The sequence below is a fragment of the Photorhabdus heterorhabditis genome (assembly GCF_001280945.1).
GTDB lineage: Bacteria > Pseudomonadota > Gammaproteobacteria > Enterobacterales > Enterobacteriaceae > Photorhabdus > Photorhabdus heterorhabditis.
In genome coordinates, this window is record NZ_LJCS01000018.1 from 37,029 (window position 1) to 55,277 (window position 18,249).

Consider the following 18,249-nt stretch of genomic DNA (forward strand, 5'->3'; position numbering starts at 1 on the left):
ACGGCGCATCGGATAAAATAACATATTAGAATAGATTTAATTATCTGGGGGCGGCAGATTTGAGACTCACTCTGATGGAATGGAACGAAATAGATAAAATCGGTAATCATATTAGATAATATCAATCTGTATAAAAAACAAGCTTAACGTGGAATATTTTCCGTTTTCCAAGCAGCCCCTTTTATCAACAAAATATCAAATTATTCTTACCAATCTATTATTAAGAAGGCACTATGTGGTTTTGCAGATTTAAACAGGCTTTTATCGCGCTTTTACTGCCCTGGTTGTTAACTGTAACAACACAAATGGCAGGAAGAATCTACCTTCTCTTCACTTATGGCAGTCATCAATTCCTTGCAGATTCCTTTCTGGATGTAGAAAGAATGTTCTGGATTGGCGGGTTGTTTGATATCCGTATTGCCAGTCTGCTGTTCGTTCCCTGTCTGCTAATTGCCAGTTTATTGGCGATTAATAAAAGTAGCTTCAGCATATGGCAGCGTTTTTGGCCATGGCTAGCAACCGTATTAAATACATTGGTTGGGGCTTTAACTGTAGGCAATGTTTATTACTATGCCACTTATGAACGGTCGATCGATATTTTTGTTTTCGGCTTGGTAGAAGATGATACGACAGCCGTACTACATACCTTGTGGAATGACTACCCTATCATCCGTGGCTTGCTTTGCTTAGCTCTGTTCGCAGTTATCGTTTTCTGGCTCTGTTTCCTCTGGCAACGCTGCCTTATCCAACGCATAGAGCGCAAAACCAATCTGCCAACTTCTGTTATAGCGACGCTGGCTATTCTAGCTATCTGCTTCGTTGGGATGCGCGGCTCCATAGGTACCTTCCCATTACGTCAATCCAATACACAGGTTTCAGAAGTTAAAATGCTTAACATGCTGACACCTAATGGCCCGATGGCTCTAAACTGGGCCTTTAATGATCATTACAAAAACAGCTATTTCCCAGCAGCAACCGATGAACAAGGTGATAGATTATTAAACCAGTTTCTGGATAAACCAACTCCCGCCAGCCTGTCACCGTTTATGGCTAAAACCACCCATAACCCCACGGCTCAAAAAAATCCGCCTCACGTAATATTTAACGTCATGGAGAGTATGGGTTATCACCTGCAAAGCCTCGATCGTCCAGATCTTGATGTTTTTGGTACCCTACGCCAACACTGGCAAAATGACTGGCGTTTTGAACGTTTCGTTTCCGAAGGAGATGGCACCATTGACAGTTTAAGCCGTTTCTTTATCCGCAGCCCGAACAGTGCAATTAGTCAGTCCGCAGCCCAAAATATCGACTTCACCAGTAATATGTTTAAGCCCTATCTGGCAAACGGTTATAAAATCATTTTCGTTACATCAGGTAACGGCGCATGGCGTAATTTGAATCAGTTCCTGCCAAATCTAGGCGTCAGTGAATTTATGGATCAGAATGGACTGAAAAAACGCTACCCAGAAGCCAAATTCGATACCTGGGGTATACCTGATGAGTTTATGTTCCGTTATATTGAAGAGCGTTTAACTCAGGCAGAAAAGAACCGGGAACATGTTCTGATTATGTCATTGTCTACGACCCATCACCCACCGTATAAGTCACCAGAAGGCTATAAGAAAACAGATATTACGCTGAACGATATAGAGAAGCAGCGCTTAAATCATCTAGCTAGTGGTGATGAGCTACAGGAGGTTTTCCATACTCTGCGTTATGCCAACGATCAATTAGGGCAGTTTATCAGTTGGGTCAAATCTCAGTCACTTGCTACCCATACCATCATTGCCGCAACCGGTGACCATAATATACGAGGTATCGGCTATCCAGATGCTCATGAACTGGCAATCGGCCACGGTGTACCATTTTATCTCTACGTACCATCCGCTTATCGCCAGAATACGATTTTTGATGCGTCCAGAGTGGGCAGCCATAAAGATGTCTGGCCCACTCTCTATCATTTAAGCTTATCAAATACTGCTTATTATCGTACCGGCTGTAATTTACTGGCTGAACATCTGGACCCTATCTGGTGCCAGGGATATAACCCGGAAGTGATTATTACACCGCAAGGCGGTTACATCATGATTGGCAAAGGTGAGTTTCGACCGTGGGCAAACCAGAAAGGATTATTGTTAGGTGAACCACAGACAATGACAACCGAGCAGACCAAACAATTCCGTCGCTGGCGGGCATTTACCGATCTATTGTCATGGCAATTGAATCGTCAAGTTCACCACCAGCAATAATTGATACTTCCGTGAATCCCTTTAATCGATTGAGATTAAAGGGATTCACCCTGATAAGTGTCACAATCAGCCTTTTACTCCCCCAGCGGTCAAACCACTGACCAACCAGCGCTGAGCAACCAAGAAAACGAGGGTAATCGGGAGTGCCGAGAGCACAGCAGCGGCGGCAAAATCTCCCCAAAGATAGTTCTGTGGGTTAAGGTATTGCTGCATCCCCACAGCCAAAGTGTAACTGTTCACATCTCTGAGAAGCAGCGAAGCAACAGGCACTTCTGTAATCACACCAATGAAGGAAAGAATGAACACTACAGCCAGAATCGGTACCGAAAGCGGTAGCAGCACCATACGGAAAGCTTGCCACGGTGTCGCGCCATCAAGCGCGGCAGCCTCTTCCAAGGAGCCATCGATGGTTTCGAAATAACCTTTAATCGTCCAGACATGCAACGCAATGCCGCCCAGGTAAGCAAAGATCACACCACCGTGGGTATTAAGGCCGATAAACGGTATATACTCCCCCAATCGGTCAAACAAGGCATATAACGCCACCAAGGAAAGTACAGCCGGGAACATCTGAAAAATTAACATGCCTTTCAGCAAAGTACTTTTACCGCGAAAACGCATACGGGCAAAGGCATAGGCACAGGTCGTTGATAAGGTAACGATACCTACCGCGGTAATAAAGGCCACCTTAACAGAGTTCCAGAGCCATAGCATAACCGGGAAAGGGGGCGGTGTAACACGGCCATCCGGTGATACCACACTGTAGCCAAGTGCCAATTTCCAATGTTCCCAAGAGATACTTTCCGGGATCAAACTGCCCGTAGCAAAGTTCCCCGGCCGCAGGGAGATAGTAATAACCATCAGCAACGGGAATAAGATCATGGCAATAAAGGTTAACATCAACAAATGTGTCGCTAACAAACGCCATTTCTGTGATTTGGGTTGAACCATTGCCATTTCATTCCCTCCTTAGTCAAATTTAATACGGGTGGCTTTCAGGTTAATAATCGCCAATGCACCAACCAGCAAAAAGATAACTGTAGCAATCGCCGCAGCCAAGCCAAAATCCTGACCACTACTACCGTCAAAAGCAATACGATAAGTGTAACTCACGAGTAAATCGGTATAGCCTGCTGGCGCCGTGGTGCCAATACGATCTGGCCCGCCAAGAGTTAGCAACTGAATCAGAACAAAGTTGTTGAAGTTAAAAGCAAAACTGGCAATCATCAGCGGCGTCAACGGTTTAATCAACAACGGAAAAGTAATCTTTAAAAAGTTCTGAAATGGACTTGCTCCATCTATCGCCGATGCCTCATAGAGATCGCTAGGTATTGCTTTCAATAACCCCATGCAGAGAATCATCATGTAGGGATATCCCAACCAAGTATTCACCACAATTAACATGGTTCGCGCCATCGTCGGATCGGCGAACCAGGCAGGCTTAATGCCGAATAGGCCACTAAGTAACAGATTGATCTCGCCAAAACTCTGGTTAAATAACCCCTTGAAGATCAAAATAGAAATAAACGATGGCACGGCATAAGGCAAAATCAACAGTATGCGATAAATAGCACGACCTTTCAGTGCTTCCCACTGCACAACACAAGCCAGAATCATGCCAATAGCAACCGTAAGCACGACAGTGAACAGAGAAAAGACAACTGTCCAAACAAAAATGGCAAGGAACGGCTTCTGAATCCCGTCATCCTGTATCACACGCAGGAAATTTTTCCAACCGATGGAAATAGTAAATCCTGGCGTTAAAGTTTCATTTCCCCATTTTCCCTTTGCATCAACAGACTGATAGAAACCCGTATCCATGTTGGGGCGATAAAGCGTACCTGTTTGATTGTCGGTAAGAGCCTCACCATCTTCCCCAAGGGAGTATTGAGGGTGTACACCAGAGAACTGACGTAACGAACTCATTCTAAGCTGATTACCATCTGGCAAAACAACCACTAGCCGGTTCAGTACCTGTCGATTCTGGGTGATAATGCGCAATGTCGCCGCTTCACTGTCCTGAATATTGTCCTGCTCATACACATGCAATGTAATCTCTTCCGTTGCTGACAACGCAAACGGCTCAGACACCAGTTGCTTAGTTTGGTCTGGCACGTTCAGTGCCAAAACCCACAGCTCTGATTTTGGATAGAGCTTAAAAGTAAATGTTTGCCCTGACTGATACTGACGGCTCATCAGGACAGATTGTGCACGTTCAAAAGTCAGTTGATTGGTACCACTGTAGTTGGTAAAGGCAATGGCAATAGTGCAAATAAGCGGAAATAGTATAAACAATCCTATTCCTGCTATACCCGGATAGGTATAGCGCCAGGCATAAGTATTGCGGTTGGAGAAAACGTAAATACCCGTTCCTAACAATACGAGTGTCAGGATTGCGAATAGATATTCTCCCTGTGAGTACATCAATACCACCAAATAACCGGTAAAGAGTATACACAAGCTCACTACAAACCATTTCAGAGCAGAATGCTGCCACCATGATGTTTTTTCGAGCGTCGCTGACATAATGCTCTTCCTTTTTACTACGACATAACAACTTTGCGGATAGCTTAATCAAGCTTCCTGCAAGCAGGCATCCTTACTGGTTGCAGGAAAGAGGGTGCCTTCAAAAAAAGAAGAGCACTCACAAGTTACCAAGTTACTTAGTTATACGGGCTTCCGCATCACTTAATGCGGCATCAACAGTCTGGCGTCCAGTTAATACATTCACAACGGCATTGCGCATGGCATACCAAAAACTGCTCATTTGTGAGATGTTCGGCATGATTTCACCATTTTTAGCATTTTCCATCGTGGCAGAAATGCGTGGGTCTTTAGCCAGAATATCGTGATAGGATTTCAGTGCCACAGCCCCTAACGGTTTATCCTTATTCACCATCTCCAGACCGTCGTTAGTCAGCAAATAATTTTCCAGGAACTCCTTCGCCAGCTCTTTATTCGGGCTAGCGGCGTTGATACCTGCCGTCAATACACCGACAAACGGTTTAGACGGTTGACCATTGAAAGTCGGCAACAACGCGACACCATAATTTATCTTGCTCTTGTCGATGTTAGACCATGTCCACGGACCGTTAATGGTCATAGCCGTTTCACCTTTGTTAAATGCGGCTTCAGCAATAGAATAATCGGTATCTGCGTTCAGAGACTTATTCTTCACTAAATCTAACATGAAATTCAGCCCTGCTTTGGAACCCGCCTTATTAACCCCGACGTTCTTCACATTATATGAGCCGTTTTCCATCTTGAAAGCATATCCCCCATCAGCAGCAATAAGCGGCCAAGAGAAATATGGTTCTTGCAGATTAAACATAATGGCACTTTTGCCGTTGCTCTTGAGTTCCTTATCCAGAGCTGGGATCTCTTCCCAAGTTTTTGGTGGTGTCTTCACCAAGTCTTTATTGTAGATAAGAGAGAGGGCTTCAACCGCGATAGGATAACCAACCAATTTACCGTCGTGGCTCACAGCATCCCAAGTGAACGGGAATAGTTTATCTTTGAAGTTCTGATCCGGAGTGATTTCTGCCACCAAACCAGACTGTGCGTAACCACCAAAGCGATCATGTGCCCAGAAAATAATATCTGGACCATCACCGGTTGCTGCAACCTGCGAATATTTCTCTGCAAGCTTGTCTGGATGTTCAACAGTAACATTGACGCCCGTATCTTTTTCAAATTTCTCACCGACTTGCGCCAGACCATTGTAGCCTTTATCGCCATTGATCCAGATAACCAACTTACCTTCCTCTATTTTTGCAAAAGCAGAGGCAGACAACACGAGTGTGGCTAAGGCAGAAAGCGCCAGAGTATGAACGCCTACTTTCAAGGTTCTTTTTGTCATCATTCCATCCTTTACTTTATAGTTTGAATAGGTTCAGGGTGAACTGTTTTGTTACATTAGCGGAGAGTGAGGGGTTAGTGTGCAGCCAACAATAGAAAGACTCATCCTCCCCCGTTCTACGCCCCAACTGAGATGGGTGTGATCTGTATTCCAAAAACAGCGGAACCGTGTTGTTGACCACAAAAAGAGGCATCTTTTTTTGTAGTAAAGATCACACTTTATCCCGCAGCTCATACCTAACCACCTCAGCAACACTTATCTCATCCTCCTAACTCCTCCCCCATAAAAAACTTAGGTATGGAGGATTCACTCACCCGTTATCTTACACACACTCTGGTCTATTGTTTTTCACCGCGGATTGCGGTGATAGCCCGGGGGAGCATATGTCGAGCGTCACATTACATAATGTATCAAAGGCTTATGGTGAAACTATTATTTCCAAGAACATCAACCTTGAGATACAGGAAGGAGAATTCGTCGTTTTTGTCGGCCCATCAGGATGTGGAAAATCAACAATATTAAGAATGATTGCGGGTCTGGAAGATGTGACTTCCGGTGATTTGTTGTTCAATAACACACGAATGAACGATGTTCCACCCGCCAAGCGTGGCGTTGGGATGGTTTTTCAGTCTTATGCACTGTATCCCCACCTGTCTGTTGCCGACAATATGTCGTTCGGTATGAAGCTGGCTGGCGCCAAAAAAAGTGATATTCAGCAACGCGTAAAGCAAATTGCAGAGATGTTGCAACTCGCTCATCTGCTTAATCGCCGTCCTAAAGCCTTATCAGGTGGGCAACGTCAACGTGTTGCTATTGGCCGTACTCTGGTTGCTGAGCCAAGTGTTTTTCTATTGGATGAACCTCTTTCCAACCTCGACGCTGCACTGCGTGTCCAAATGCGTATTGAAATCTCACGCCTGCACAAACGATTGCAACGCACGATGATTTATGTCACCCACGATCAGGTTGAAGCCATGACGCTGGCCGACAGAATCGTGGTACTGGATGGCGGAGATGTTGCCCAGATCGGCAAACCGCTTGAACTTTACCATTACCCGGTTAATCGCTTTGTTGCCAGCTTTATTGGTTCACCCAAAATGAATTTCCTGCCAGTCAAAGTCACGGCTACCGCTATTGATCAGGTGCAGATTACTTTGCCGAATCGCCAGCAAATCTGGCTGCCCGTAGAAAGCCGGGGGGTGAAAGTAGGCAGCAATGTCTCTCTGGGAATACGCCCTGAACACCTTCTGCCAAGTGATATCGCCGATGTCACGCTGGAAGGCATAGTACAAGTTGTCGAGCAGTTAGGGAATGAAACCCAAGTTCACATTGAAATCCCAGCCATTCATCAGAATCTGGTTTATCGCCAGACTGATGTTGTGCTCGTGAAAGAAGGATCGACCTTCACCATCGGATTGCCACCCCACCGCTGCCATTTATTCCGGGAAGACGGAACAGCATGTCAGCGTTTGCATAAAGAACCCGGTGTTTGAGCCTGAGCCAATTAAAAAAACGACAGGAGAATAATTGATGAAATCAATGCGTATCTTACCTATCTCACTAACGGTTATAGCTGGATTACTGTCCATTCAAGCATCAGCCGTAGAGTTCCATGGCTACGCCCGCTCTGGTATTGGTTGGAGCGGCAGCGGCGGAGAGCAACAGTGTTTCCAAAGCACCGGTGCACAGAGCAAATATCGTTTAGGTAATGAATGTGAGACCTATGCTGAACTTAAGCTAGGTCAAGAGCTGTGGAAAGACGGCGATAAGAGCTTCTACTTCGATACCAACGTCGCCTATTCCGTGGCGCAAAAAAATGATTGGGAATCTACCGATCCAGCCTTCCGTGAAGTCAATGTCCAAGCGAAGAACGTCATCGACTGGTTACCCGGCTCAACATTGTGGGCAGGTAAACGCTTTTACCAGCGCCACGATGTGCATATGATCGATTTCTACTATTGGGATATCTCTGGTCCGGGCGCGGGCCTGCAAGATATTGACCTCGGATTTAGCAAGCTCTCTCTAGCTGTTACCCGCAATACCGAATCTGGCGGTTCTCATGGCTGGATTGCTGGTCAGCGTGACGAAATCCCCACGTCCAATGATGTCTACGATATACGTCTATCTGGCTTAGAAGTTAACCCAGGCGGTAGTCTGGAACTTGGTTTTGACTATGGGCGCGCCAATGCACGAGACCACTACCAGCTTGACCGTAATGCTTCCAAAGATGGTTTCATGTTTACCGCCGAGCATACACAGAGCATGTTAGGAGGCTTTAACAAATTTGTCGTTCAGTACGCAACCGATTCTATGACCTCCTCCAACAGTGGTCATTCTGAAGGTGCCAGCGTAAACAATGACGGTTATATGTTACGTATTCTAAATCACGGGGCCATTAATCTCGCAGAAAAATGGGATCTGATGTATGTAACGATGTATCAGGATACTGACCGTGATAACAACAATGGCAACACATGGTATACGGTCGGGGTACGTCCGATGTACAAGTGGACGCAGACCATGAGTACTCTGCTAGACATTGGCTACGATAATGTAAAATCCCAGCGCACCAATGACACCAATGATCAATACAAAATCACATTAGCCCAGCAATGGCAGGCGGGTGATAGCATCTGGTCTCGTCCAGCTATCCGCCTATTCGTTACCTATGCAAAATGGGATGAAAAATGGGGTTATGCGGGCAAAAAAGACGGTTATATTCATGGCGTGGCCTATCGAGATACAGCAATGCACAAATTCAGTCGTGGTGATGATGATGAATTTACCTTTGGTGCACAATTCGAAGCTTGGTGGTAATACTGTTAAAACCCTTTAATTTCAAGTTATTAAAGTTATTTAGTCACTAATTAGCGCTTTGGACTGATACGCCTTTTGCCCATGGGTATCAGTCTCTTTTTTTCAACCGGAAAAAGGTAAAAAATGAAAACCAAACTGCTCTCATTTTGTCTGAGTGCTGTACTCTGTAGCATGTTTCCTCTGACAGGATATGCAATATCCGTTACAACAACTCAGGCAACGACGACCCAAGATATTGCTGCTCCTTCCCTATCAACAGTGGCATTACAAAAACTAAATTGGCAACCGATTAACACTAACAATACACAGACTATTATCCTCAATGCCAAATCGCAGCATCTTAATGAGGGAGAGATTCAGGGGCCGATAGCCGCATTCGCGCTGCCAGCAAACCGAGGCTCACTGGATATTACACTGAGCAGTTTGGTACAAGATAAACAAGTTTACGCACCCAATGTTTTAGTATTTGATCAAGGATTACGCCCCGCTGCATTTTATCCAAATAGTTATTTCCCGTATGAACGTCCTGGTGTCATGTCCACAGATCGGTTAGAAGGCACGTTAAAACTGACGCCCGCGTTAGGACAACAGCAAATTTATGTACTGGTCTATACCACGCGTACCGATTTGCAGAAATCCACACAAATGATTGATCCAGCTAAAGCTTACGCTCAAGGAGTCGGAAATGCCGTTCCCGCTATTCCCGATCCTATTGCCCGCCATACGCAAACAGGTACGTTGAAGCTGAAAGTAAGATCAGAACAAAACGCTGGCAACATTACGATTGGTCAGGTTTTCTCAGGTCCGGTACAAGAACCCGTTATTGTCGGGCCAACCCAAACCACCGTAACGCCGTCTACTCCGCAAAAAGTCAAACCGGTCCTGAGTGATACAGAACGTTATTTCAATGACGCAATTAAAAAGGAAATTAATAACGGCAATATTGATAAAGCACTCAAATTGCTGGATGAAGCGGAACGCCTTGGATCTTCAACGGCACGAGAAACGTTTATCAACAGTATTAAAAACAAAGGGTAAACAAATGCTCTCCGAAGAGGAGGGCATCAGGTTTAACTCCTTTTTACATACCCCCTCGGAAATGGGGTTTTTATGTACACAAATAATTGTCATGATGAATATCTATACACAAAACACCCTTTAAAGGGGTTTTACAATAGAGATAATAAAATGGATAGGCTCACAGCAATTAACAAATTAGATAAGTTCAGCAAAATGGGAAGAGCCATTTTCCTTTTACAGGATTTGGAAGTCATCTTTGCTGACGAGACTTCTCGGACATTGCAAAAATCTATTGATCGCCTCACCAAAGCCGGACTGTTACTTCGCATTACCAAAGGGGTTTATATCTATACGCGGGCCAGCATGGGAAGTTATCCCCTGGAGACTATCGCCAAAAATATCCGACGAGGCGAATATAATTACATCAGCCTGGAGTCAGCTTTATCTCAATATGGGTTCATCTCACAAATCCCAATCGACCGCCTGACAATCATGTCTACTGGCAGAGCTGGGGAGTTTAAAACATCGTGGGGAGTCATTGAAATCACCCACACCAGCAGAGAGCCTAGCGAAATTCTGAAGGCAACGTTAGAAAGCCGTGGCCCTCTACGTATCGCAAAAAAAGAGACTGCTCTGCGTGACCAAAAAAGAGTGGGGAGGAATATGCATTTAGTTCAACTGGAGGAACTCAACTATGTCTAGCCACGTTAACTTTAACGCCATTGTCGATGAAGTCATTGAACAGGACAGACTGGCAAACCTAAGGCCAGTTGTAGAAAAAGAACTGTTGCATTATGACATCCTGTTTTGTCTTTCTAAGGACAGTTTACTCAAGGAGATTACCTTTCAGGGTGATACATCGCTAAGGCTCTGCTACGGCTCTAACCGATTTAGCGAAGATCTGGATTTTGCTGGTGGACGTGGTTTCTGTTCGGCTGATTTGAGTAGAATCAAAGAATGTGTCGAGAAATACCTGGGTGTACGATATGGGCTTGAGGTCACGGTAAAGGAACCGAATGAACTACGAAACAAACCGGAGTATGCAGAAGTAAAAGTGGATAAATGGCAAATATCCGTCACTACTGCGCCTGAACGTAAAGACCTGCCAAAACAGCGCATAAAAATAGAAATCGCCAATATTCCTGCGTATACAAACACTCCCCGTTCATTGACGAGAAATTATTCGGTGTTACCCGACGGATATGCTGATGTCCTTGTGTCTGTCGAAACCCTGCCTGAAATCATGGCCGATAAGCTGATAGCATTCCCTGCCGCTACATCTCACATTCGATACCGCGATATGTGGGATTTATTATGGTTAAGTCAGCAAAATACAACACCAGACATAGAACTCATTAAAAGAAAAGTATCAGATTATCAGCTTGATAACTTTGAAGAATTGCTTCAAGCCAGAATCGACTCGATTGAAATTATTGTTGCTTCTGGTCACTTTCACAACGAGATGAGACGATTTATACCCGCACCTATATACGACAGAAGTGTAGGACAAGAAGCATTTTCCACCTATTTAACGACGAGCCTAAAGGAGTTGTTAACCACTGTGAAGAAAAGCCTGTATTCTTCAGGAGACAACTCCGTTCCATTCAAGTTATAACGATTACATGTATTTTATGGCTGCTCTGGCACCCTAGATTAAAATACCGCATTGCTGCCACTGAGCCGTTTGCAATGAATGCGACTTTAGGGTTCCTTCTATTTCCTTTGTTTGTTGAATCAGTATCAGCCAGTCTTCATAGAGTTGTTTCAAAACCCTGCGTGCGATAGCAGTTAATTCATTATTTACATCCTCAAGTGCTTCAGGCAGCAGAGCGTTGCGGAAAAACGATGCCATATTCTGCTGCCAATCCTCCGATTTGACTAGAGATAGATAGCAACGCGTTTTTGAACTAATCACTGTCGTACATTAGATCTAAGCTAATACAGATAAAGCTTTAGTGATTCTTAGCAGGAAATTATCTTCGTAAAGAAAGGCAATAGAATTTTTTATTGCTTGATGATCTCTTATTTTATATTCATCAATAATGAGTTGTAATTTTTTAGACAACTCAGGAATACTACCGGATTGATAAAGCTGACCATTTAAATTATTAATAATATCGCTCGGACCACACTGACAATCTGAACTTATACAATAGATACCATAGGATATTGCTTCCGCTAATACCATGCCAAAACCTTCATATTTCGATGTTAAAATAACAGCTGATACTTCCTTTATGTTATCCATAACAAATTTCCATGGCTGCTCTTTCCAACCGTGCCAAATAATATTGTTATTGATATTAAGTTGTAAAGATAATTCTTTTAAATAATCTTCATCCTCACCAGAACCTATCATATGTAACTCCCAATGACCATGCAACTGTGAAAGAGCTAAAAATAGTTCAGTTAAATTTTTTGATTTATAGGCAAGAACTCTTCCAATATATAAGAATCTAGTTATGTGTTTTGGTTGAGGAATTATAAAGGAGTTCATTTTGATCGGGTTGAAAATAAGATGAAGTTTCTCTCTTTTTATCCCAAAGGATAACATTTGATCTCTTAAACCAGAACTAATTACAAGGTGCTCGTCAGCACCGTATAAGTCTTTAATTTTCTGTAAGGTAGGATTCCTAATGGAGGTATGCAGCCAAGAATAAGTTCTTACCGGGAAATTAATTTTTTCACAAGAAAGCCGAGCAATATTGCAAGATGTGGTGTCTAAACTTATTATAATTTCTGGATGAAATCTTTCTAATATCAAAGACAATTCACATGTAATATCCTGACGAGATTCGTAACTGCTTGACTCTAAGGTGATATGCTTAGCATCAGATAACCAAGTACGACTTTCAATTCTATTTTTCTTATTTAGGGATATTAAAATAAAATTAATTCCAATGTTAGCCCGACCAATCAAATTCATTAAATTTGAACATACTGTTTCTACACCACCATATCCATTCAGGAAAAGATCATGGTATATTATAAATATTTTTTTCATTGCAAATCCTTTATTAAATTAACCAAAAGCGTTCTTGAGCTTTGGTTTTGTTAATAGAGTGATGATATTTTTTCAATGAAATTAAAAGATTTGACTTATTATTAAATAGAGGCCCTAATTGAGATTCATAAAAGAGAATGTTTTGCATTTTTTCTTTTAAATTAATATCCACCAATATGGCATACTTATTAAATTTGTTATTTCTTAATAAAGCACTTTCCAAACTATCAGGATTAATAATAGGGTATTTTCCTAAAACATAGGGAAAATCTTCATAAAGTAATATTTTGAATTTACGAGAACCTTTTATATTATATACCAGATTATTTATTATGATGTGGTCTACATGTTGACCTATACCTAAAGGAGCATATATATAATCAGGTTGATAATTTAACAATGTTTTATTGATGAGATCTTGGGCCATATCAGATGCATTATCTGATTCATGTACCTGACCACTATAAATCATAGCAGAATCTTTATATATCAGTTCACCGCATTGATCGGTTCTATAAATACAATCTAAAATTTTACCATGTATTGGAATCGCTGATAATTTATTGCAAAAAGCCAGATCCTCATTAACTCGCTTTGAATAAGATTTCATAAATGAATTAATATTATCATTACGTACAGCGTGTGAGTCATGAGAAGTAAGATATTTATCATATTCAGTAAAAAACGTTAAAATAACCACCTTTTTATTTTCTGAAACTAATTTATGTATTAAACCGCCCGCGCTTAAGGCTGCATCATCTAAATGAGGTGATAGGAATAAATGTATCATATTAAATCCCCATGTAAAGGCTATTATATTTTATTTCCATGAGTACTATATAAATAGCTGCCAGATCAATGCGTATCCCATCCCTGTTTTTTATAAAATCTGAGTTGTTAATATTTGGTTTTTCTTCGAATTGAACTCTTTCATCATTGAAATAAAATTCTTTCATTATATCAAACCAGCTAGCATGGATTCTCTTTGCTGCAACTTCTATTATATTGTCATTATGGCCTAATATTGTCATTAAATCAGAAAAAATAACATCGTTTGTAGAAAGCAAGATTTCATAATTAAAATTATCAGGTACGATATTATCGTCATATAAATAAATATCTTTTATTACTTCTGATATAATGCTCAGGTCACTCTTTATTAACCTTTTCTCAAACTGCTTTTCTTTTTCAGTGAATTCTTGATAAGGTTTTAAGAAATTTATTTGCAAGTTGTACTCAATTTCAAGTTTTGTTATTGAGTCTTGCATAGCCGTCTTATTATCAACTAAATATTTTGCACACCATAAGTCATGTATACAAGAAGCAAGAATATCTAAATTACCATCCTGTTCCAGGAAAGAATATATTCCATAAAACAATTTAACATGTGAGCTATTTAACTGAAAATGTAAGGATCTACAATCAGGATTAAATATAAATGAGGCTTGTTTTAGTCTTCTCTGAATCTCTTTGGTTAAGTATGTTGAATTTAAATTAATTCCCACACCCAACAGCTTTTTATTATTTTCTTTATTCATTTTCCTTCTCCTGTCATTTGTTCATTAACCTTATTTCCGTTGATGATATATCTAAGCGAAATAGATTCTCTGGAATAGATTCAAATAAAAATCGGTGTTCATCTTTAATATTCACTAAATCATTAACTGTATGGTATTTATTATTAAAAAAACGTCCAGCCACAATAAATCTACAATCATTATTCTTAATTGTCATAAGAGATTTCTTTAACCCTTCTTCACCTCCATAATAAATAGGATTATTAATTTCTTGACATAAATCAGCGCCAATGACGAAAATTGCTCCCTGATAAATATGCGATTTTTCAGTAAAAAATTTAGCATCACTTAAAATAACATCCCCTTTTTCCTTAAATTGTCTTATCCTATTGAAAACTTCATCGGTTGAAATGGTAAGTTTTACCGCATTCTTGATTGATAGTTCATAATAGGATTTTCTTTTAGTCACTGCTGTGGCGATTTCTTTTAATTTTTCGTGTCCTTTATGAAATGGATTGAAAGAACCAGATAAAATTAAAGCATTTTTCCAATCTATATTTGTATCGTTAAAGTCCCCGTTTCTATCAATATGTATATAATTCAACTTACCATCAATTAAATCGATTATATAACGTTCATGCTTGTTCGGCATATTTATATTTATCCTCATATGCTATTATTGTTAATTAAATATATATCGCTTTATTATATAATCACATATTTATTAAGTTACATTATTATACCCGTTATTTACCAATGGTGATTAATGATATATTTTCACTCTTTTTAAATAAATATCAAATTGATTCACCTGGTGATTGCCAGACCATTCGTTAACGGCAACCTATTGTTTTTTAACATTAAAAACATTAACTATAAATGTTTTATTCGCAGCTCAGATTATTACTAAATCGCCTAACCCCCTAAATTATTCTCATTAATTATCAGTATTTTCTCTATAATTTTCCTCAGTGATATTAACTAAGGCAGATTTTATTTTTAAAATATCTTCCATTGTATGTGACGTATCAAGGCTCACCCGAACCGCGCCATCAGGATAAGTTCCAAATTTTTTATGGGCTAATGGCGCGCATTGCAATCCGGGACGTGTAATAATATTGTATTTGTTTTCTAGTATATAAGAAATTTCTCCGGGATGATAACCTTCTACTGTAAAAAGAATTGTTGGTACCCCAACGTTATATTTACAGATTAACTTGACCTTCTTTAATTGTGATAGCTCATCTATAAGATGTGTACGCAGAGTTTGTAATTGATTTTGAATATTTTCTATCCCGATTTTTTTTAAACGTCTTATGGATGCTAGTAATGAAAGTATGCCAATCGTATTTTGTGTTCCCGATTCATACTTGTATGGTATTCCAGTTGGTTGTTTTGTTAATCTTGATAATACACCTGTCCCACCTTGAATTAATTCACTATGAGAAAATTCATTATCAAGAATGAAATATCCCCCAATACCTGACACTCCTCCTAAGCTTTTATGCCCGCTAAAAACAAGGTAATCAATATTACCTTTCGATAAATCAATTAGTTGTGAACCAAAAGATTGTGAACCATCAACTAAAACCATCGTGCCATATAAATGTGCCAGTTTTCCTACCTCATCTATATTACAAAATGTGCCAATAGTATTGGAGCAACTATGAACCACTAATAGTTTAGTTCTCTTATTCTTTAATAAAAATTCCAAATGTGATATATCAATTTCACCCTCTGTCACATCGATCAATTGACTACTTACCCCAATATCTTTTAAATGCTCTATAGGTCTAAGTACTGAATTATGTTCTAAATGGGTAGTAATGACATTATCACCCGGCTTAAGCGTACCTTTTATACATTCGTTGAGTGAGTATGTTGCTCCTGAGTTAAAAATGACTGTCCCATGACTATTTAGCCCTGTTTGTTCAATTAATTCATGCCTACACTCTTCAATAAGCTCGGTAACCTTTTTAGATTGTTGCGATAAAGATCGCTCTGGAGTTACCCCAAGAGTGTCTAAATACATATTTATTATATCTTTTACCTCTTGTGACTTTGGCCATGAGGTAGAAGCTACATCTGCATATAACATTATCCAACCTCCATATGGTTACTAATATATAATTTGAATTTTTTAGCCGTCGCATCCATTTCATTTATTCCCTCATTAACTCTCCAATCGGATCTTTCTGGCACATTCAAACTATTTGCTAATACCGTTCTTATCATTCCTCTCTCAATGAAATCTGATTCACCTATCGTAAAAATATATTTATTACCACTATCTTCAACGTAGATATAAGGGCCAGCCTCACCGAACATCTTAAGTTCATCCAATGAATCTATTGTATGAATTTTAAATTGATTTTTTAATTTATTATGAAGATTAATCTCGGTCGGGAAACAACATAAGTGCGCGTGATAACAGTATTTTTGATTTGGGTCCATGACGATACAGCCACCAGCTCGTCCATTTTCATAGCAAAGAGGATTATTTATATTATAATATTCACGATAAAAATCATTTATTATATTCTTAAATCGTTCCAGTTCTTTTATTGCTTCTTCATCATAGATTTCTGCCAAGCATCGGTATCCCCCTAAACTAGTTTCACATTTATTGGTGGCAATGATTACATAGCCCTCAATTATCTGGCCTTTAGGTACGAATGCATAAAAATATTTTCCTTGTAAAAGTATTTTATCTTTTTCAAAGGAAGATTCTGGGTGACAAAAAATACATCCCATTTTAAACCCCTTTATCGTTTGTCGATTCTGCTGATAAATATATCTTCATGACGCAAATTGAAATCTTCTTCGGTATGCCAAGCAATCATCATGCTAAATTTATTTATAATACTATGTTTATTCAGTCTGCTTTGTAGTTCAGCATAAATAGGATTTGGTAAGATTATTCTGCATTTTGTCCTCATAGCAAGACAAGAATCAATCACAGATATAATTGTACCGGGAGCGGTGTTTGATAAACCTATCACCTCTACCGTAGTATCATCAAAACCTAATATTGCTAACTCTTTCCCAACAGCTAATAACTTAATATCGCTGTAGTAAGGACACTGCTTTGCATAAGCAATCCAATTGTTATTTACTTCCCTACCGAAAAAATTGATTTTATTAATATTATCTATTTCATTAAAATCACTCAGGTCTACATCGATTTCGGTAGATCCCTCTACTAATATTTCTGTAAAGTCAAAAATGTTCACTCTACTACACATGTATTTTTCGAAAATCTTTGAATAACATTTTATTTTTCTTGTATCTGAATAACAAACCGTCGCATCTATATCATTACGATGTGTTTGTTTAGCGCTTTCTATTATCAAAGTTCGTGATTTTACACTTTCATCTACGCCAAAATCGCTAAGCATATTAATCGATACTCGTCGGTATTTAAGACTAAATTCACACTTTCTTGTTATAAGAATTGACAAGTATATATCGTTTTTTTTAGATAAAAATGCTTTTATTTCACTAGAAATATTATATTTCTTTTCTTTCAGACTTTTCCAAATAAAATAATCTAAGCTTCCTATATAACGCTTATAAAAATTATTTATTAGAATATAGTTTTCATCCGTTATATCTTCGTAGACTAGGGTTATTCCATTTCCCATGGCTTTAAAATTTTCCATTATCTTATCTCGGGATTTTATATTCTCGCTCATTGATTCTTATTCCCAAGTTTATATTCATTATCCGAATATATGATCATGAAATATTGTATTTTATGACATGCATCATGATTTTAAAGAT

Annotated in this window: 17 protein-coding genes; 6 read left to right on the top strand and 11 right to left on the bottom strand. The window is 39.8% G+C overall.

Going from position 1 to position 18,249, the window contains the following annotated elements; translation table 11 throughout:
• Positions 1–233 precede the first annotated feature (233 nt).
• Positions 234–2,249 (top strand): LTA synthase family protein, encoded by a 2,016-nt coding sequence (locus AM629_RS08650; protein ID WP_054478058.1) that lies wholly within the window; start codon positions 234–236, stop codon positions 2,247–2,249.
• Between the two features lie 66 nt (positions 2,250–2,315).
• Here AM629_RS08650 and malG read toward each other — a convergent pair whose 3' ends face one another.
• From malG to malE, 3 genes are all read right to left on the bottom strand, one after another.
• On the bottom strand, positions 2,316–3,206 hold the full coding sequence (malG, locus tag AM629_RS08655; protein WP_054478060.1) for a maltose ABC transporter permease MalG: 891 nt from the start codon (positions 3,204–3,206) through the stop codon (positions 2,316–2,318).
• Between the two features lie 12 nt (positions 3,207–3,218).
• Positions 3,219–4,775 (bottom strand): maltose ABC transporter permease MalF, encoded by a 1,557-nt coding sequence (malF, locus tag AM629_RS08660; protein WP_054478061.1) that lies wholly within the window; start codon positions 4,773–4,775, stop codon positions 3,219–3,221.
• Positions 4,776–4,908: 133 nt separating this feature from the next.
• Positions 4,909–6,108 (bottom strand): maltose/maltodextrin ABC transporter substrate-binding protein MalE, encoded by a 1,200-nt coding sequence (malE, locus tag AM629_RS08665; protein ID WP_054478062.1) that lies wholly within the window; start codon positions 6,106–6,108, stop codon positions 4,909–4,911.
• Positions 6,109–6,491: 383 nt separating this feature from the next.
• Here malE and malK point away from each other — a divergent pair, with 383 nt between their 5' ends.
• The 5 genes from malK (at position 6,492) to AM629_RS08690 (ending at position 11,560) form a co-directional block, all read left to right on the top strand.
• On the top strand, positions 6,492–7,601 hold the full coding sequence (gene malK, locus AM629_RS08670) for a maltose/maltodextrin ABC transporter ATP-binding protein MalK (protein ID WP_054478063.1): 1,110 nt from the start codon (positions 6,492–6,494) through the stop codon (positions 7,599–7,601).
• Between the two features lie 37 nt (positions 7,602–7,638).
• Positions 7,639–8,925 carry a maltoporin gene (locus AM629_RS08675; protein ID WP_054478064.1) on the top strand — a complete coding sequence of 429 codons (1,287 nt, stop codon included), beginning with the start codon at positions 7,639–7,641 and terminating at the stop codon, positions 8,923–8,925.
• A 123-nt stretch (positions 8,926–9,048) separates the two neighbouring features.
• Entirely contained in the window at positions 9,049–9,963 is a 915-nt protein-coding gene (gene malM, locus AM629_RS08680) for a maltose operon protein MalM (protein ID WP_054478065.1), read from the top strand.
• Positions 9,964–10,113: 150 nt separating this feature from the next.
• Positions 10,114–10,647: a type IV toxin-antitoxin system AbiEi family antitoxin gene (gene abiEi / locus AM629_RS08685; protein ID WP_054478103.1), complete on the top strand. Its 534-nt coding sequence runs from the start codon at positions 10,114–10,116 to the stop codon at positions 10,645–10,647.
• On the top strand, positions 10,640–11,560 hold the full coding sequence (locus AM629_RS08690; RefSeq protein WP_054478066.1) for a nucleotidyl transferase AbiEii/AbiGii toxin family protein: 921 nt from the start codon (positions 10,640–10,642) through the stop codon (positions 11,558–11,560). The genes abiEi and AM629_RS08690 overlap by 8 nt, the downstream gene beginning before the upstream one ends.
• A 33-nt stretch (positions 11,561–11,593) precedes the next feature.
• On the opposite strand, the gene AM629_RS08695 is transcribed toward AM629_RS08690, so the two are convergent.
• The 8 genes from AM629_RS08695 to AM629_RS08730 all read right to left on the bottom strand — a co-directional run bounded on the left by AM629_RS08695 (position 11,594) and on the right by AM629_RS08730 (position 18,161).
• Positions 11,594–11,797 carry a hypothetical protein gene (locus tag AM629_RS08695; protein ID WP_054478067.1) on the bottom strand — a complete coding sequence of 68 codons (204 nt, stop codon included), beginning with the start codon at positions 11,795–11,797 and terminating at the stop codon, positions 11,594–11,596.
• Positions 11,798–11,875: 78 nt separating this feature from the next.
• Positions 11,876–12,949, bottom strand: coding sequence for a lipopolysaccharide 1,6-galactosyltransferase (gene waaB / locus AM629_RS08700; protein WP_054478068.1), 1,074 nt, complete (start codon positions 12,947–12,949; stop codon positions 11,876–11,878).
• A 13-nt stretch (positions 12,950–12,962) separates the two neighbouring features.
• Positions 12,963–13,739, bottom strand: coding sequence for a PIG-L family deacetylase (locus tag AM629_RS08705; RefSeq protein WP_054478070.1), 777 nt, complete (start codon positions 13,737–13,739; stop codon positions 12,963–12,965).
• A 1-nt stretch (position 13,740) separates the two neighbouring features.
• Entirely contained in the window at positions 13,741–14,487 is a 747-nt protein-coding gene (locus AM629_RS08710) for a hypothetical protein (RefSeq protein WP_054478072.1), read from the bottom strand.
• 13 nt (positions 14,488–14,500) lie between these two features.
• Positions 14,501–15,118: a nucleotidyl transferase family protein gene (locus tag AM629_RS08715; RefSeq protein ID WP_054478076.1), complete on the bottom strand. Its 618-nt coding sequence runs from the start codon at positions 15,116–15,118 to the stop codon at positions 14,501–14,503.
• A 285-nt stretch (positions 15,119–15,403) separates the two neighbouring features.
• Positions 15,404–16,564, bottom strand: coding sequence for an aminotransferase class V-fold PLP-dependent enzyme (locus AM629_RS08720; RefSeq protein ID WP_054478078.1), 1,161 nt, complete (start codon positions 16,562–16,564; stop codon positions 15,404–15,406).
• Positions 16,564–17,220, bottom strand: a complete 657-nt coding sequence (locus AM629_RS08725; RefSeq protein WP_054478082.1) for an HIT family protein — start codon at positions 17,218–17,220, stop codon at positions 16,564–16,566. Before AM629_RS08725 ends, AM629_RS08720 begins: the two co-directional genes overlap by 1 nt.
• Positions 17,221–17,231: 11 nt before the next feature.
• Complete coding sequence (locus AM629_RS08730; RefSeq protein WP_235525432.1) at positions 17,232–18,161, bottom strand: hypothetical protein; 930 nt, start codon at positions 18,159–18,161, stop codon at positions 17,232–17,234.
• Positions 18,162–18,249 lie beyond the last annotated feature (88 nt).

Excerpts from the sequence above, each read along its gene's own strand:
- AM629_RS08710 (WP_054478072.1), bottom strand. The coding sequence starts at position 14,487 with ATGAATAAAGAAAATAATAAAAAGCTGTTGGGTGTGGGAATTAATTTA.
- AM629_RS08725 (WP_054478082.1), bottom strand. The coding sequence starts at position 17,220 with ATGGGATGTATTTTTTGTCACCCAGAATCTTCCTTTGAAAAAGATAAA.
- malG (WP_054478060.1), bottom strand. The coding sequence starts at position 3,206 with ATGGCAATGGTTCAACCCAAATCACAGAAATGGCGTTTGTTAGCGACA.
- malF (WP_054478061.1), bottom strand. The coding sequence starts at position 4,775 with ATGTCAGCGACGCTCGAAAAAACATCATGGTGGCAGCATTCTGCTCTG.
- AM629_RS08695 (WP_054478067.1), bottom strand. The coding sequence starts at position 11,797 with ATGGCATCGTTTTTCCGCAACGCTCTGCTGCCTGAAGCACTTGAGGAT.
- AM629_RS08715 (WP_054478076.1), bottom strand. The coding sequence starts at position 15,118 with ATGCCGAACAAGCATGAACGTTATATAATCGATTTAATTGATGGTAAG.
- AM629_RS08675 (WP_054478064.1), top strand. The coding sequence starts at position 7,639 with ATGAAATCAATGCGTATCTTACCTATCTCACTAACGGTTATAGCTGGA.
- AM629_RS08690 (WP_054478066.1), top strand. The coding sequence starts at position 10,640 with ATGTCTAGCCACGTTAACTTTAACGCCATTGTCGATGAAGTCATTGAA.
- abiEi (WP_054478103.1), top strand. The coding sequence starts at position 10,114 with ATGGATAGGCTCACAGCAATTAACAAATTAGATAAGTTCAGCAAAATG.
- AM629_RS08650 (WP_054478058.1), top strand. The coding sequence starts at position 234 with ATGTGGTTTTGCAGATTTAAACAGGCTTTTATCGCGCTTTTACTGCCC.
- malK (WP_054478063.1), top strand. The coding sequence starts at position 6,492 with ATGTCGAGCGTCACATTACATAATGTATCAAAGGCTTATGGTGAAACT.
- AM629_RS08705 (WP_054478070.1), bottom strand. The coding sequence starts at position 13,739 with ATGATACATTTATTCCTATCACCTCATTTAGATGATGCAGCCTTAAGC.
- waaB (WP_054478068.1), bottom strand. The coding sequence starts at position 12,949 with ATGAAAAAAATATTTATAATATACCATGATCTTTTCCTGAATGGATAT.
- AM629_RS08730 (WP_235525432.1), bottom strand. The coding sequence starts at position 18,161 with ATGAGCGAGAATATAAAATCCCGAGATAAGATAATGGAAAATTTTAAA.
- AM629_RS08720 (WP_054478078.1), bottom strand. The coding sequence starts at position 16,564 with ATGTTATATGCAGATGTAGCTTCTACCTCATGGCCAAAGTCACAAGAG.
- malE (WP_054478062.1), bottom strand. The coding sequence starts at position 6,108 with ATGACAAAAAGAACCTTGAAAGTAGGCGTTCATACTCTGGCGCTTTCT.
- malM (WP_054478065.1), top strand. The coding sequence starts at position 9,049 with ATGAAAACCAAACTGCTCTCATTTTGTCTGAGTGCTGTACTCTGTAGC.